We start from the raw sequence: 15,665 nt of genomic DNA, 5'->3' as shown, positions 1-15,665 counted from the left end.
CCGGATGGGTTGGGGTGCCCCCCCCCGCCCCGGTCCGGCCGGGCGCCAACCCCCCGGGGGGCGGGCCCCCCCCCCCCGGGGGGGGGGGGCCCCCGGCCCCGTCGGCCCCGCACACCACTCGTGACGACCTCCCACGACTCAAGCCGCGCAGCGCGACAGTCGCCTGCCACGTTCCTCCCGACCGAAACGACCAGAATCAGGGGCCAACGATGTCGCAGAACGCACTCACCCAGCACCTGACCGACCCGCGCACCGGTCAGGAGCGGTTGTCCGTCACCGTCGGCCGCGCGGCCGACACCCGCGCGGCCGTGGCCGCCGCCCGCGGCGCCCAGCCCACCTGGGCCCGGCTCACCCCGCGGGAGCGGGCACGACGCCTCCTGAGGTTCGCGGACCTCATCGAGGAGCACTCCGCCTCGTACGTCCTGGCCGAGCAGGCCGGCACGGGGAAACCCACCGCCGAGGCGCAGGGCGAGGTCGAGAACTGCGCCGACCTGCTCCGGTTCTACGCCGGCGCCCAGCGCGCCGACACCGCACCCGCGGCCGGCCGGCGCATGAGCGACCGGGAGAGCTGGGTGCGGTGGGAACCCATCGGCGTCGTCGCGGCGATCGTGCCCTGGAACTATCCGCTCATGATGGCCGCCTGGCGCATCGCCCCGGCACTGGCCGCCGGCAACACCGTCGTCCTCAAACCCGCCCTGACCACGCCGGACACCGCTCTGCTGCTCGCCCGGGACGCGGCCAAAACCCTCGGCCCCGACGTACTGGTGGCCGTGCCGGGCGACCGCGAGACCGGGCGGCTGCTGGTCGCCGAGGACGTCGACGCGGTGGCCTTCACCGGCAGCGAGGCGGGCGGCCAGGACGTCGTCACCCGGGCGGCACTGCGCCGGGTCAGTCTGGAACTGGGCGGCAACTGCCCCGTCCTGGTACTCCCGGACGCGCCCACGGACACCTACGAGGCGCTGGTGCGGGCCGTCACGTACAACGCCGGTCAGAGCTGCGCCGCCCCGGCGCGGGTGATCACGCTGCGGGAGAACTACGACCGCGTCGTCGACGGCCTGGCCAAGGCGATGGGCGACCGCCGTGCCGGAGTCGACTTCGGACCGCTCAACAACGCCGACCAGGCGGCACGTCACGACCGCATCATCGCCAGCAGCGCGGCGGGCGTCGAGCACGTCGCGGGCATCGCGCCGCAGCCGGGACAGGAGAACGGCTACTGGCGGCCCGGCCGCGTCCTCGCCGATCTGGCGCCCGACGACCCGGCCGTGCTGGAGGAGGTGTTCGGCCCCGTGCTGACGGTCCAGGCGGCGGACGACGTGGACGAGGCGGTGGCACTGGCCAACTCCGTACGGCAGGCACTCGCCGCGAGCGTCTGGGGATCCGACACGGCCACCGTGCTGACCGTGGCCGACGGGCTGAACGCCGGCGAGGTCTGGGTCAACTGCCACCTGGACCAGAGTCCCGAACTGCCCCACGGCGGCCGGGGCAGCTCGGGGCACGGCACGGACATGAGCGTCCTCGCCCTCACCGAGTACCAGCGCCCCAAGACCGTCACCGTGCGTCTCGACGCGCACTGACCGACAGGACGGCACGCCGCCTCCCGCGGCGCCCGCGCGGACGAAGGAGAAGAGGAACATGAGCACTGCGCCGGCCGACCGAACCGGTGACACCCTGAGCGCGACCGTACGTGATCTCGTCGCCCGGCAGCTGCCCGGCGGCGCCGGCGACGGGCTGAGCCCGGACCTCCCGCTGCGCGATGCCGGGCTCGACTCGCTGCGCACGGTCGCGACGCTGGTGGCGATCGAGGACGAGTTCGGGCTCCAGCTCCCGGACGAGCTGATCACCCCTGAGACCTTTCACAGCCTGCGGACACTGACCGCCGCTCTCGTGTCGGTGGCGGGCACGGAGCCGGTGGCAGGCACGGAGCCGGTGACAGGCACGAAGTCGGTGACAGGCACGGAAGAGGGCACGGCGCACGAGGCGGGGGCGGCCGATGCCGCCGCCTGAGCCGGCACTGAGGTTCGGCGTCCACTCCGGGCAGCAGTACGAGAGCTACGGCGAGATACTGGCGTTGTGGCGCCGCGCCGAGGAACTCGGCTACGACTGGTGTTCGGTCTTCGACCATCTGCGCCCGCCCATGGGTGGACCGGACGGACCGTGTTTCGAGGGCACCACCCTGCTCTCCGCGCTCGCCGCGCACACCACTCGGATCCGCAGCGCGTTGATGGTCGCGCCGGTGGCGTGGCGTCATCCGGCGATGTTGGCCGCGCTCGCCGCGACCATCGACCACGTCAGCGGCGGACGGGTGGAACTGGGCATCGGGGTCGGCGGCGCCGATCTGGCGCACGAGCAGTACGGCCTCGGGCTGCCTCCCCGCGCCGAGCGCCTGGACATGCTGGAGGAGACCGCCGCCGTCCTGCGGGGCCTGTGGTCGGGCGAGCGGTTCTCCTACACCGGCAAACACGTCCGGATCACGGACGGCTACCTCCGGCCCGCGCCGGTGCAGTCCCGGTTGCCGCTGGTCGTCGGCGGTGCCGGCGACCCCGTGCTGCGCGTGGCCGCACGGCACGGCGACGTGTGGAACAGCCTGCTCGCGGACCCGGTCCCGTACCGCGAGCGCATGGACCGACTGGACCGGGAGTGCGAACGGGCCGGCCGTGACCCGGCGGAGGTCCGCCGTTCGATGACCTTCCGTGCCCTGCTCGTCGACGACCCGGCGGACCTGCCCGGCAAACTCGACCGTCTGCGCGCCGTCTTTCCGCCCGACTCACCGGTCTGGCCGGAATACCTGGTCTTCGGCACCCCGGAACAGTGTGTCGAAGCGCTGCTGCCCTACCGCGAGCTCGGTGTCACCGACTTCGTGCTCGGTGTGCGGCCACCGGTGGACTGGGACAGTGTCACGCTCTTCGCCGAATCCGTCGTCCCGTACCTGCGGCCATGAATCCGTGAGCTCCGAGCGGCGCCGGACGACGAAGGGAAATCCGGGTGAGCAACTCACCTCCCGATTCCGGATCGGAGCCGTCGACTTCGCTCTGTGCATGCGCGTGGGCGTGTCAGGCGACGGTGAGCCCTTCGCCACCTGGCGGCAACGCCGGGACTGGGTTCCCGTCGCCCTGCCTGGTATGGAGGAAGACCGGGGCCGGGTCGCGGGCTGATTGCTGAACCGGCCCCTGGTTCCCGACCAGTTACTGACACGCCTTCTCGGTAGGCGCGCAGCGATTCCTGAGCAGTTCCGCCACCTCCTCTACGGTGCCCCGTGTGCTGAAACACATGATCCCCGAACCGGGAGCGGGCCGCGTACTGGCCCTGGCGACGCTGCTGTTGACGGTGGGTCAGGGAGCGTTCATGACGTGCTCGGCCCTGTACTTCACCACGGTCGCGGGGCTGTCGGTCACCGAGTGGGGAGCCGGTCTGACCATCGCTGCGGGAGTCGGTTTGTTTGCCGGAGTCCCCCTGGGACACCTGGCGGACCGAAAGGGAGCACGCGGTACGACCGCTCTCCTTCTCGCCCTCAACGGCGTTGCCGCCGCAGGCTACCTCCTGGTGGACTCCTTCACGCAGTTCGTGCTGGTCGCCAGCGCTTTCATCGTCATGGAACGGGGGAGCAGGTCAGCCCTCCAGGCGGCCGTGGCAGGGACGCTGGGCGGTGACGAACTCGTGGCCACGCGGGCGTATCTGCGGTCCATCACGAACGTGGGAGTGGCCGTCGGCGCCGCGCTCGCCAGCGTGTCCCTGCACTCGGGGTCCGCGCCGGCCCTGCGCGCCGTGGTGGTGCTGGACGCGTTGTCCTTCCTGGCGTCGGCGATGGTGCTGACCGCGCTGCCTCCCGTGCCGCCGACGCCTCCGGCCGGCGGCGGGCACAGACTGTCGGTGCTGAGAGACCGCCCCTTCGCGGTGGTGACCGCGCTCAGCGCGGTACTGTCCGTCCACGCGGTGTTGCTGGAAGTGGTGCTCCCTTTGTGGATCGCACGTCACACGAGTGCGCCGCGCTGGATGGTGACCGTCCTGTTCCTGATCAACACCGCGTGTGTGGTGGTGTTCCAGGTGCGCATCGCCAAAGGCGTACCGGACGTGCCTCGCGCGGTGCGCGTCGTGAAACTGGCCGGATGGGCTCTGGCTGCCTCGTGCCTCCTCTTCGCGGCGTCCTCCGCGCACGCCGTGCTGCTCTCAGTGATGTTCCTCGTGGGGGCCGCAGCACTGCACGTCTACGGGGAGATGGTCTTCTCCGCCGCGGCATGGACCATCGGCTTCAGCCTCGCCCCGCCTCATCGGCAGGGTCAGTACCAGGGTTTCTTCTTCACCGGTTACGCGCTGGCCGTCATGGTCGCGCCCGCCTTCCTGACCACCACCGTGATCGAGGGCGGTGTGATCGGCTGGCTGGTGCCGGCGGTCCTCTTCGCCGCGGCCGGTCTCGCCCTCGGGCCGGTGACCGCCTGGGCCGCACGCAACCGTCCCGCAGACCTCCTGACCGCCGGCGGCTGACGCGTCCGGAGCGCAGGAGCCGGGCACGGAACAGCACGCCCCGAAGCGGTCACCACCGACCCGACCCACGAGCCGTGGTCGACGAGGCAGCCGCGCGGTAACCGAAAGACAATCGTCGGCTCGTGCAGCACCGGGCCGGGAGGGCCTCAAGCAATTACCAGATACAAGCCGGATGCTGCATAGGGTCCGGGACAGTCCGTGATGACGACTGATATCTGCGAGGTTGACGACTGATGTCCTTTCCGATGGACGGAGCCGACGGTATACCTGCCAGGCCTCACTTCCCCGACATCGAGGCCGAAGTTCTCCGGTACTGGGAAGAGAACGGCATCTTCCACGAGGTGATGCAGTCGCGGGCGGACAAGGGCGATGAGTTCGTCTTCTACGACGGGCCGCCGTTCGCCAACGGCCTGCCGCACTACGGACACCTGCTCGCCGGTTACGCCAAGGATGTCGTTCCCCGCTACCGCACCATGCGGGGTCAGCATGTCAAGCGGCGTTTCGGCTGGACCTCCCATGGCCTGCCCGCCGAACTCGACGCGGAGAAGAAACTCGGCATCACCACGAAGTCGGACATCGAAAGCATCGGCGTCGCCGAGTTCAACGAGGTGTGCCGCACGACAGTGATGCGGTACACGCAGGAGTGGCGGAACTACGTCAACCGTCAGGCTCGATGGGTGGATTTCGACGACGCGGTGAAGACCCATGACGTGAACTACATGGAGAGCGTCCTTTGGGCGTTCAAGTCGTTGTGGGAAAAGGGGCTGATCTACCAGGGACATGCGGTGTCCTGGTACTGCACTCACTGTGAGACACCTCTGGCGCACACGGAAAGCACCGGCCGCCTGGACGGCACCGACACACACCGGAAGGTGCGGGGCACGTCGGCGCTGGTGGGCGTGCCGCTCAACGACGGTTCCGTTCTGCTGCTGGAAACCGAGACACCGTGGGCGCTGCCCGCATCGACTGCGGTAGCGGTACATCCGGACGCGGAATACGTGGTCGTCGCCGGTGCACCGGACATCCCGGGACTGGCCGGACGGCGTGTGAGGCTCGCGGCCGACCGGCTGGCCGCCTACGCGGACCTGACGGAGGCCGCCGTTGTCTCCACATGCCGGGGCGCCGAACTGGCCGGCCTCACCTACGCACCGCTGTTCGACGGTGTCCACGCCGCAGCACGGGGGACACGGCACGTCGTCCTGGCCGAACGGCACGTGCCGTGCGACACGGGCACCGGGGTCGTGGCCGTCACTCCTTGTTTCAACGAGCAGGACCATGCCGTCGCCGAGGCCGCAGGGATCGCCCGGCTGTACCCGGTCGACGCCCGCGGACGGTACACCGACGAGGTGCCGGTGTGCGCGGGAACACCGGTCCTCGAGTCGACCGGTGCCGTTCTCGAGGTGCTCAGGGAGAGCGGCAGGCTGGTACGCGAGGACTCCCACGAGCTGCCGCGACCACACTGCTGGCGATGCGAGACCCCTCTGCTGGAGCATGCGATCCCGTCGTGGTTCGTCGCCGTGACACGTCTGCGTGAGCGGATGCTGGAGCTCAACGAGGACATCGCCTGGACCCCCGAGCACATCCGTGACGGTCAGTTCGGCAACTGGCTGCGGAACGCGAAGGACTGGAACATCTCACGCAACCGCTACTGGGGTGCCCCGATACCGGTCTGGATGTCCGACGACCCTGCCTTCCCCCGGATCGACGTGTACGGCTCACTCGACGAACTGGAACGGGACTTCGGTATCCGGCCGGACGACCTGCACCGCCCGCACATCGACGCGCTGACCCGCCCCAACCCCGACGATCCGTCCGGGCGGTCCCGGATGCGACGGGTGCCCGAAGTGCTGGACTGCTGGTTCGAAACCGGCTCCATGCCGTTCGCTCAATTGCACTACCCCTTTGAGAACGTCGACTGGTTCGACCAGAACTCTCCGGGCGACTTCGTGGTGGAGTACTACGCCCAGACCCGGGGCTGGTTCTACAACATGCACGTGCTCTCCACAGCACTGTTCGACCGTCCGGCGTTCACGCACGCCACCGTGCTGGGCGTGGTACTCGGCCTCGACGGCCAGGCGATGTCGAAAGCCAGCGGCAACTACCTGGACGTGAATGACGTCTTCGCCCGTGAGGGTTCGGACGCCATGCGGTGGTTCCTCATGAGTTCGCCCCTGCTGCGTGGCCGTGACCTCGAGATAAGCGATGACGGCAGCCGGGAGGCACTGCGGAACGTGCTCCTCCCGCTGTGGAACGCCTGGCACTTCCTGGACCTGCACACGGCCGGTGCCGCGGAGCCGGACGACTCACGAGCGTCGCATTTCCTCGACCGTTATCTGCTGGCACGTACGCGATCCCTGGTGAGCGCGGTGACCGACGCCATGGACACCCACAACCTCTCGGGTGCCTGCTCACTGCTGCGTGAACACCTGGACGCGTTGACCAACTGGTACATCCGGTGCTCCCGGACACGGTTCGCCCACGGGGACAAGGGGGCCGTCGGCACGCTGCGCCGCGTCCTGGAGGTGCTGTGCCGGCTCCTGGCACCGTTGCTGCCGCTGGTCACCGAGTACGTGTGGTGTGGCCTGACCGGTGGACGGTCGGTGCATCTGACCGACTGGCCGACACCCGCCGATCTCCCCGACGACCCCGAACTGGTGCGCAGGATCGACCGATTGCGGCAGATCACTTCTGCTGCCCTCAGCCATCGCAGGAGCAACGGCATCCGGCTGCGTCAACCGCTGGCCCGCCTGGTGGTGGCCACTCCCGACGCACCGGACCTTTCACCTTTCGCGACCGTGTTGCGTGACCAGGTCAACGTCAAGGACGTGGTCTTCACCACGGATGTCGCCGAACACGGGCAGGTCCGCGTCACCGTGAACGCGCGTGCGGCCGGTCCCCGGCTCGGACGTGACGTCCAGGAAGTGATCAAAGCGGCGAGCCGCGGTGAGTGGACCCGCACCGAGCGCGGAGACATGGTGATCGCGGGCAAGCGGCTGGAACCGGGCGAGTACGAGGAACGGATCGTGGCCGACGGCTCCGGTGCCGTCGCGCTGCCCGAGGATTCCGGCCTCATCGTGCTGGACACGCGCCTGGACGACGAACTGCTGGCCGAAGGGACGGTCCGCGATGCAGCGCGTGTGGTGCAGCAAGCCCGCCAGGCGGCTGACCTGCTGGTCGGTGAGCGCATCGTCCTGACGATCGACGCCTCCGAGAAGCTGACGCCACGACTGCGCCGGCATCTCGCACTACTGGCCGAGGAGACGCTGGCCGAAGAGGTGGTGTTCGGCGACGTCGCGGAGGATGGTTTCCTCGGTTCCGTCGGGGACGGCTCCACCGTCCGGGTCCACGTATCTCGGACATGAGAGGCGAACAGGCCACGTCTGTGTGACCGGACACGCGCCGGCTGACGGCGAGAGCGGACGTCGCCTGCGGCAGATCGTTCCGGTGGGCCTGTGCGGCATCGTCCCGGGGCGGCGAGCCCATAGCCGACGCCCAGGAAAAGCGGTCCTTGCTCACGATCCCTCGTGCATCGTGTGCTCACGGCTTGTCGAGCACCGTTCCCGTCAGCACCGGCCTGTCGGGCAGCGGCTCGGCCTTGTCGTCGGTCGGGCCGAGGCGCATCGACTCGGTCGGCTCGACCACCTGACCGCGCACGATCGGCACGACGAAGTCGACGCTGGTGCTCCCGGGAGGGATGTTCGGCCACGCCCACAAGTGCGCGTCGGGCAGCGGCCGCTCGGGGCCGGGCAGGTCACCGGACCAGTCCTTGAGCCACTGCGCGTCCACGTCCTGGGTGGAGAGCTCGGCCCCTTCGGTGACCGGGAGCACCTGCACCGGCTGCCAGATGTCCGCCGCCGCGGGGGCGTCCACGGACAGCCGCCAGGTCAGCGTCTCTACCTCGGTGACACGGTCCGCGACCGGTGACAGTGTGATCACCGGTTCGGGGTCGTCGTTCACCACGGTGACTCCGCCGCGGTACTTGCGGATGGTCACGGACAGTCAGTTTCATCGACTCGGCGGGCACGGGTGGCGGAAGAGGCGCGTGCCGATCAGCACCTGACGGGCGGTCCGTGTCTGTGTGACTGGCCGCTGGACGGGTGGCCCGTTCCTGCCGCCCCACAGTCGGGACGGCCCCGATGGCGGAGCCCCGACGGCGAGCGCCACCGGCCCGAATGGCGGCTCGCGCTGGAGATGGACGTGTGACATTCGCGCCTTTCTCGCTGTCGACGGTGACCGGCTGCGCCGTTTCCCCCTCTTGAGTACGTGACCGGCTTACTGGGGGTTACGGGGGGAATGATGAACTGGTTCAGGACCGTGGCCGTCACCGTGACCGGCCTCATGCTGTGCGGGTGCGCCACCGCGGCGAGCACCGAGGGAGCGGCGCAGAGCACGGGCCCCTCGGCGAACGCCTCCGCCGGCAGTCTCGGGACCATGAGCGGCAAGCCCGATCTGATCCTCAACGGCCAGACCGATGCCCGCCCCGGGCAACTGGTGCACATGATGCTCTACGGTGTCAGCCATGCGCAGGGCGGCGACGCGGTGACCGCCCGGTCGCCCGCGCTGAGCGGACCGGTAGCGCTGCGGTGGGAGGGCGATCACTACTGGGCCCTGGCGACCCTCAAGATGACGGACAAGCCCGGCTGGTACCCGCTGGCGGTCGCAGTCCATGGCCGCACCGTGGCAAGCGACGGCATCCAGGTCGTACCATCCCGGCGCCCCTCCTTCACGCTGCCGGCGTCGCGGGACGTGACTCGCCCCGGTGAGCCGGTATGGGTGGGTTTCGACGACCTGTACCCCGGGGAGCTGGGCGCCGACTTCACCGTGCGGTCCGCGGCCCTGCCCGGCCCCGTCCCGCTCGTCCACGACAAGAACACGGACTTCTACAACCCTCGGGCCTTCTCGGCGCGGCCGGAACTCAAGCCCGCCCTGGCGGACGGCACGTACACCTTCGGGCTGTACGGCCCGCACGGCCGCCGCATCGCCGAGAAGCGTCTGACGGTCCGCGCATCCCGGCCCGGCGACCGCGACTACGAAGGCAAGGCGCACGGCCCCGAGTTCTACGATCCGGGCCAGGGCTACTCCGACGCAACGCACAAGTTCCAGGTCGGCGTCGGACGTCAGGTCGCGGTCATGTGGCACGACGAGTCCCCGGACCCGGGGGAGGAGACGCGGCTGTCCGCCACCTCACCGGCGTTCACCGCGATACTCCACCTCCGCCACGACGACAGCAAGGGCGCCGACGGCGACGACCCGCGCTTCTTCGGCACGGCCACCATCCGCTCCGACCTCAAGCCCGGCCGCTACCCCGTGACGGTCGTCGCCCATCACGGCCGCGTGAAGAAGACGGAGTACGTGGCGGTGACGGCGCGGTAGATCTCGCCACCACATCGCACGGGACGCTCGACGCGACGCACCGTCGCGCGTACCTCACGATGGGTGAGGGCCTTTCCGCGTACGGCCTGGCAGTCGTACGCGTCCTGCTTCAACGGCTGACCCGGCAGACAGACGTCCGGACGGATGCCGCGAGCCCGGCAGCGCCCGCCCGCACGCCTGAGACCGCCAGCAGGCCCGAAGAGCCTCGATGACGAAGTCAAGCCGCCTGCGTGACCGGCGGGGCGAAGGTGACGACCCGGTTGCGCACGGCAGGGCCCACAGGACGCCGGTGCGTCGGCCTGGAGCCTGCGAGGCGCCAGGCCGCCGAGGACGGTGAAGGTGGCGCTCCGCTCCTCGGCCCTCTCCGCTCGGCGGCGGCATTCGCCTGCGTACCAGGCGGCCCGCGACGCCCGCCCCTCCCTCCGCCGGGCGCGCCACGGGGAGCCCCACCCAGCTTCGCCATGGCGCCCGATCACGCGCAGGAAGCCGCGCGTTGCGTCGACGCCGGTGGACGGCGAACGGGCCTTGAGTGAGCGTCAGGTCCATCATGCCTGCTCAAAGGCGGTTTCGGTAGGACGCAGCGCACCTGCGTTCTGCCTTGTGTCAGCAGGTGCCGCGCGTCAGACTCGTCGTCATCCACTCCCCGGCCAACGTGTCGGCAGCCTGTCCCGGCTGTCGGCGCGTTCAACGTGTCGTCGTGTGACGTGCACCGGCCGGGGGATGGCGGGACGAAGGGGGACCGATGGATCAGGACATGGTTGTGCTGGCGAGGGTCAGGCTGCTCAGTGCCAACCGGCGGGTGGTGCGCGGCGCGGAGGGGCTGTGGATCTACCGGCTTCTGACACAGGTTGAGCCGGAGGCGTACGGGTCGAAGCTGGCGTACGTCCTGATGGAGGCCAGCGCGTCGCCCCTCGTGCGGGAGTTGCCCGAGCGGCGGCTGGCCCTGTTGGACGAGGCCGTGCAGGTCGCGAAGAGCCTGGCTGAGTCGAACCCCTACCGGGCCAAGATGCTGGCGAGGGCCCTGGCTGCCAGACAGCGGGAACTGGTGAGTCACCCGGCGCAGCCGCTCGGCTCCGACAGGCGGGAGCACCCAGCGGCCCTTCAGGAGGAGCCGCAAGAGCGCGCATGACCCGGCGGGGGCGGGCCGCGAGCCCTGGTCCTCTTCGCCGACCTCACCGTCGTCATCGCACTGGCCGGCCTGTCGGTGATCGGCGTTCCGATGCTGACCAAGAGGGGCCTGTGCGCCGCGGGGGCCGTGGTCGTCGCCGTCCTGATCGCCTTCACCCTTGTTGCCGCCCTGCTGGGCATGTGGCCGAACGCTGTGCTCTCCCGCCGTACACGCAAGGGCGGACCCGCAGCTCAGCCGACCGACAACGGTGCTTCCCGGTGGGCGCGGTTCGTGTTGCGCCGGCCGGTGGCCGTGCTGGTGGCGTGCGTCGCGGGACTGGGTGTCCTGGCCCTGCCGGCCGCACACCTGGAGATGGGCATGGGGCGTCGGCGGCGCCGCCCTCCAGGGCCGCCTCCTGCCGGCGCTCCTCGCGCTGAGCGCGGCCGGGGACTCCTTGTAACCTCGGGGGGGTGAGGCTCGCGACGTTCAATGTCCTGCACGGTCGTCCGATGAGGGCGGGAGCGCCGCGGCCCCTGACCGCCGGCGCCGCGGAGGAACTGCTGGCCGGTGCCGTCGCATCCGTGGGCGCCGACATCCTGGCACTGCAGGAAGTCGACCGTCTTCAGGAGCGGTCGGGACGAGCCGACCAGGCGGCCGTCGCCGCCCGGGGGATGGACGCGAAGGACTGGCGCTACGCGTCGGCGCTGCACGGCCGCGTCGTTCTGGGCCGAGGCTGGGCGCTCGACCCGGCCGAGTCCGGGCTGCGTGTGTACGGTCCGGGAGACACGGCGACGCGGGAGGGCATTCCGTCGCACGGCATAGCTTTGCTCACCCGACTCCCGGTACGCGCGTGGCACGCACGACGGTTGCCTCCGGCGCCCGTCCGACTGCCGCTGCGCGTGGCAGGACGGCCCAGGCTCACTTGCGTACCGGACCAGGCGCGCGCCGCGCTGGCCGCGGTCGTGGAGGGCAGACACGGGCCCTTCACCGTGGTGGCGGTGCACCTGTCCTTTGTTCCCGGGTGGAACGTAGGTCAACTGGTCGCGATCCGCCGCTGGATCGCCGACTTCCCGGCACCGCATGTGCTCCTGGGCGACTTCAACATGGTCGGTGCGATGCCCCGGACGGTGCTTTCCGGGGCTGGGTGGATGGACCACGCGACCCGCCGCGGAGGACGGGGCAGCGGCGGTTGGCGAGATCTGGCCCGCACCCCCACCTACCCCTCACACCGCCCGGCAGTGCAGTTCGACCATGTGCTGGCCGCCGGTGTCCCCAGGGATGCGGTGCGTGACATCGGCACGCCGCCCATGCCGATCTCCGACCACCGGCCGCTCGTGGTCGAGTTGGCGTGGTAAGGGGCGTCGGTCCGGCGGGTCAGGGGAACGCATCCTCGTCGCCGTTTCGCGTACCGCGACGCCCGTCTTCGCCGCGAGGGTGAGGGTGGCCAAAGGCCGACCGTGGTCATGATGTTGTCCGCGTGGCGGATCACGCGGGTGAGGACGTTGCGGGCGGTGCGGGCGGTGCGGGCGGTGCGGGCGCCTGGAGCGTGCCTCCGCAGGTACTGGTGAACGAAGACCCCGACCCTGTCAGGGAGTTATTGGGCGGCTCCCGGCTGTCGGTGGTGCTGTTCGAGACGTCGGCGCATGTGCACCGGAAAGCGACGGCGGCAGTGCGGCGGCAGTTGCTGGCGCGCTGGACGCCGCCCGCTACGGGCAGCGCCAACTCGCTGCTGCGCTAGTCGAGCTGACGGCCCCTCAGGTAGACGACCCTCGTGGGTGGTGCGGTGGGCGACCGGCGTCGACCTGGACTCCCGGCTACGGTACGCCCTGCCTGCGCCGGCCGAGGTGTCCATGGTGGCGACCGTGGTCGTGGACGGCGGTGGACTCGCCGTCGCACATCGGATGGCGATGAGTCTCCCTGAGGTTGGACCGCGGCCGGTTCTGCGCGACAGGAGGTGGCGATGACGTCGGGTCCTGTCCTGTCAGGCTTGGCCGGCGTGGGAAGCGAGGCGGTCGGCGAACGCGATGACGAGGCCGCGCAGTTCATCCGGACGTTCGATGACGAACGGCCGGTCGAGTGAGGCGAGCAGGGGAGGCAACCAGTCGAGCCGTTCCGCCCGTAGCTCGACACGCAGCCAGCGCTCGGTCTCCGGGTCCGCGCCGTCCGCGGGCGCGGGCTCCTGCACGCTCGCGACGCTGGCGGGAAGGCGGGCGCGGATCTGCTCGACGGTCCCGTGGATGCGCAAGGTCACATGATGCCGGTACTCGGCTGTGGCGAACCCGGACACGACGCGCTGCGCCGGACCGGGGCCCACGGGCGCCTCGAACGATCCGGGCAGGGTCCTCGCGTCCGCGATGCGATCGAGCCGGAAGGTCCGGTCCTCGCCGATCTCGGGATCCGTGCCCGTGACGTACCACCGGCCCGAGTGGGCGACGATCCCGTACGGGTGCAGCCCGCGTTCGCTGCGCCGGCCGTCGCGGTCGGTGTACCTGACCGAGAGCGGCCGGCGATGACGTACCGCATCGGCGAGGGTGAGCAGAATCGCGGCGTCGGGGGCGGCGAAGTCGCCGGGCGAAGCTGTGAAGGCGAGGGACTCCAGGATGGTGTCGAGTCGGCGGGCGACGCGCTCGGGGAGCACCCTGCGGATCTTGGCCGCAGCCGTCTCGCCCGCCGTGCCCGCCGTCGTCGTCAACCCCGACCGGCGGCCGGCGATCAAGCCGAGCAGCACGGCGAGTGCCTCGTCGTCGCTGAGCATGAGCGGAGGCAGGCGGTAACCAGGGCCGAGTCGGTAGCCACCGTAGCGGCCGCGCACCGCCTCGACGGGCACATCCAGGTCGATCAAGTGGTCCACATACCGCCGCACGGTCCGGCCGTCGACCCCGAGCCGGTCGGCCAGTTCGGCAACCGTCCGGATGCCCCCCGACTGCAGCAGCCCCAGGAGGGTGAGCACGCGGCCGGTAGGTCGAGACATGCCCAGAGTCTACCGACGATAGTGGACCGATTCTGTCCGCTATTCGTCCTAACGTGCGAAGTGCAACGGCTCTACGAATCTAGGGAGTGCATCATGGACTTCGTCTCGACCCGGATCATCACCGGCGACATCGCGCGCCTCGTCGAGTTCTACGAGAAGGCCACCGGGGTGCAGGCGGCCTGGGCCACCGAGGATTTCGCCGAACTCAGGACGCCCAGCGCCACCCTGGCCATCGGCAGTACCCGCACGGTGCCGCTGTTCGCGCCGGCCGCCGCTCGTCCGGCCGACAACCACAGCGTGATCATCGAGTTCCTCGTCGACGACGTGGACCGCGCGCACGCACATCTGACCGCCTTCGTCGCCGACTTCGTCAACGAGCCCACCACGATGCCCTGGGGCAACCGATCACTGCTGTTCCGTGACCCCGACGGCAACCTCGTCAACTTCTTCACCCCGGTCACCCCGGCGGCCATCGCGAAGTTCGCCCGTTGACCGCAGGCCGCGACCGTCCGCGGGGGATCCCCGCGATGCCGGGGCTCCCGATGAACGCCTCCCGCGAGCCCCGGGGCGCCGACGCAAGGAGGACACGGTGACGTTCTGACCGCGTCCGGTCGAGCCAGACCCGCCCGCCACCGACCGTCGCGCGGCGGTCACGCCACCGCCTCGCGGACACCTCATGCAGGCGGGCCCGCGGCGACGAGCGCTTGTCCGCCACCACATCGCGCCCGACACCGCGTGCCCGACAGCGTCGGTACACGCTGCGCATCACCTCGTCAGGGCACTTCTCCCGCTCCGTAGGGCGCGTAGAGGTCGAGCAGTCGCACGCGGGCGGAGCGGAGCCGGCGCGCGAGCACACCGATGACGTAGGTGCACAGCTCGTGGTCCAGCACCGGGTCCCTCGCGCACATCTCACGAACCACCGCCGCGTCGAACTCGTGGGCGCGCACCGGGCTGCTGGCCTCGGCTCCCATATGCCAGTGGTGCGGAGGCACCAGCCAGGACCAGCCCAGCAGCTTGCCGGCGCCCAGGGTGTCGATGACCGCCGCGTGCCGGCCCGGCACCTGAAGATCCAGCGCGACCGTCCCGGTGTGGATGATCCAGAAGCGGTCTGCGTTGCCGCCCTCGTCGAAGACGCGCTCGCCCGTCTCGAACGACACTTCACGAGCGAGTGACATCAGCTGATCGCGGTGCTCCTTGTTCACGGCGCCGAAAACCCCGGTTCTCGCAACCACGATGGCGTCCCTTCTCCCTGGCCGTCGAAGACGGGGGCCGACCTCGGAGCCGATTGCGGAGGTCCTTCGCGGTCGGGGCCGTGGTCTTTACCGGCTTGAAGGCCGTGGCGGCAGTGGTACGGCATTCCGGCGTCACATCTTCCGGGCTCTCCCATTCAACGATCGTCGCAATCCGGCGCGATGCAACCCCAGCAGTGATCACCCGCCCGCGAGCCGCCTCACACAGGGCGCGGGAACCCGGGGCAGTGCCACGGTGTGCACAGAACTGTTGGGCGCTAAACCTTGGATCATGGGCGGAGCCAGATCGTGAGGGCCGCGAGGATGGCGGCGCCGAGGCAGACGCAGGCGTGCTCCTGGTGGTGCGAGGCCTACCGGACCCGAGCGGTCCCGTCGTGGGGGGGGGCGGGCCCGGCCCGGGGGTGGGGGGGGGGCGCGCGCGCGGACCCCCGGGCGTGGGGGGCCCCCCGCCCCGCCCCCACGTGGGGGGGGGCAACCCCGACCC

General features: G+C 70.4%; 13 protein-coding genes and 1 pseudogene. 11 read left to right on the top strand and 3 right to left on the bottom strand.

Translation table 11 applies throughout. From position 1 onward, the window contains the following. Window positions 1–209: 209 nt before the first annotated feature. The 5 genes from ACFVYK_RS00785 to ileS all read left to right on the top strand — a co-directional run bounded on the left by ACFVYK_RS00785 (window position 210) and on the right by ileS (window position 7,841). Complete coding sequence (locus ACFVYK_RS00785) at window positions 210–1,574, top strand: aldehyde dehydrogenase family protein (RefSeq protein ID WP_389767033.1); 1,365 nt, start codon at window positions 210–212, stop codon at window positions 1,572–1,574. A gap of 58 nt (window positions 1,575–1,632) precedes the next feature. After that, window positions 1,633–2,004, top strand: a complete 372-nt coding sequence (locus ACFVYK_RS00780; protein ID WP_389767031.1) for a phosphopantetheine-binding protein — start codon at window positions 1,633–1,635, stop codon at window positions 2,002–2,004. Next, window positions 1,991–2,938 (top strand): LLM class flavin-dependent oxidoreductase, encoded by a 948-nt coding sequence (locus tag ACFVYK_RS00775; RefSeq protein ID WP_389767029.1) that lies wholly within the window; start codon window positions 1,991–1,993, stop codon window positions 2,936–2,938. The genes ACFVYK_RS00780 and ACFVYK_RS00775 overlap by 14 nt, the downstream gene beginning before the upstream one ends. 317 nt (window positions 2,939–3,255) lie before the next feature. Next, window positions 3,256–4,479: an MFS transporter gene (locus ACFVYK_RS00770; protein WP_389767028.1), complete on the top strand. Its 1,224-nt coding sequence runs from the start codon at window positions 3,256–3,258 to the stop codon at window positions 4,477–4,479. A 233-nt stretch (window positions 4,480–4,712) separates the two neighbouring features. Further along, the gene (gene ileS / locus ACFVYK_RS00765) at window positions 4,713–7,841 is read left to right on the top strand and encodes an isoleucine--tRNA ligase (RefSeq protein WP_389767026.1); all 3,129 of its coding nucleotides are present in this window, start codon (window positions 4,713–4,715) and stop codon (window positions 7,839–7,841) included. Window positions 7,842–8,016: 175 nt separating this feature from the next. On the opposite strand, the gene ACFVYK_RS00760 is transcribed toward ileS, so the two are convergent. Further along, a complete protein-coding gene (locus tag ACFVYK_RS00760) occupies window positions 8,017–8,472 on the bottom strand; it encodes a hypothetical protein (RefSeq protein ID WP_389767024.1) in 456 nt (151 codons plus the stop codon). 303 nt (window positions 8,473–8,775) lie between these two features. Between ACFVYK_RS00760 and ACFVYK_RS00755 the strand changes: the two genes are divergently transcribed. The 5 genes and pseudogenes from ACFVYK_RS00755 (at window position 8,776) to ACFVYK_RS00735 (ending at window position 12,698) form a co-directional block, all read left to right on the top strand. Then, window positions 8,776–9,852, top strand: coding sequence for a hypothetical protein (locus ACFVYK_RS00755; protein WP_389767022.1), 1,077 nt, complete (start codon window positions 8,776–8,778; stop codon window positions 9,850–9,852). Window positions 9,853–10,594: 742 nt separating this feature from the next. Further along, the gene (locus ACFVYK_RS00750) at window positions 10,595–10,981 is read left to right on the top strand and encodes a hypothetical protein (protein ID WP_389767020.1); all 387 of its coding nucleotides are present in this window, start codon (window positions 10,595–10,597) and stop codon (window positions 10,979–10,981) included. Window positions 10,982–10,990: 9 nt separating this feature from the next. Then, window positions 10,991–11,362 (top strand): annotated as a pseudogene (locus ACFVYK_RS00745) (MMPL family transporter); the annotation flags it as partial. A 68-nt stretch (window positions 11,363–11,430) separates the two neighbouring features. Then, window positions 11,431–12,315, top strand: coding sequence for an endonuclease/exonuclease/phosphatase family protein (locus ACFVYK_RS00740; protein WP_389767018.1), 885 nt, complete (start codon window positions 11,431–11,433; stop codon window positions 12,313–12,315). Window positions 12,316–12,437: 122 nt separating this feature from the next. Next, window positions 12,438–12,698, top strand: a complete 261-nt coding sequence (locus tag ACFVYK_RS00735; RefSeq protein WP_389767016.1) for a hypothetical protein — start codon at window positions 12,438–12,440, stop codon at window positions 12,696–12,698. 243 nt (window positions 12,699–12,941) lie between these two features. Here ACFVYK_RS00735 and ACFVYK_RS00730 read toward each other — a convergent pair whose 3' ends face one another. Further along, entirely contained in the window at window positions 12,942–13,931 is a 990-nt protein-coding gene (locus ACFVYK_RS00730; protein WP_389767014.1) for a helix-turn-helix transcriptional regulator, read from the bottom strand. 93 nt (window positions 13,932–14,024) lie between these two features. Here ACFVYK_RS00730 and ACFVYK_RS00725 point away from each other — a divergent pair, with 93 nt between their 5' ends. Beyond that, window positions 14,025–14,423: a VOC family protein gene (locus ACFVYK_RS00725; protein ID WP_389767012.1), complete on the top strand. Its 399-nt coding sequence runs from the start codon at window positions 14,025–14,027 to the stop codon at window positions 14,421–14,423. A gap of 281 nt (window positions 14,424–14,704) precedes the next feature. Here the strand turns inward: ACFVYK_RS00725 and ACFVYK_RS00720 are convergent, their stop codons facing one another. Then, a complete protein-coding gene (locus ACFVYK_RS00720) occupies window positions 14,705–15,106 on the bottom strand; it encodes a Crp/Fnr family transcriptional regulator (RefSeq protein WP_389767179.1) in 402 nt (133 codons plus the stop codon). Window positions 15,107–15,665 lie beyond the last annotated feature (559 nt).

It is taken from the genome of Streptomyces sp. NPDC058291 (genome assembly GCF_042880855.1).
Classification (GTDB): Bacteria; Actinomycetota; Actinomycetes; order Streptomycetales; family Streptomycetaceae; genus Streptomyces.
The sequence above is the reverse complement of the archived record's forward strand: the minus strand, read 5'-3'. Positions and strand labels throughout refer to the sequence as shown.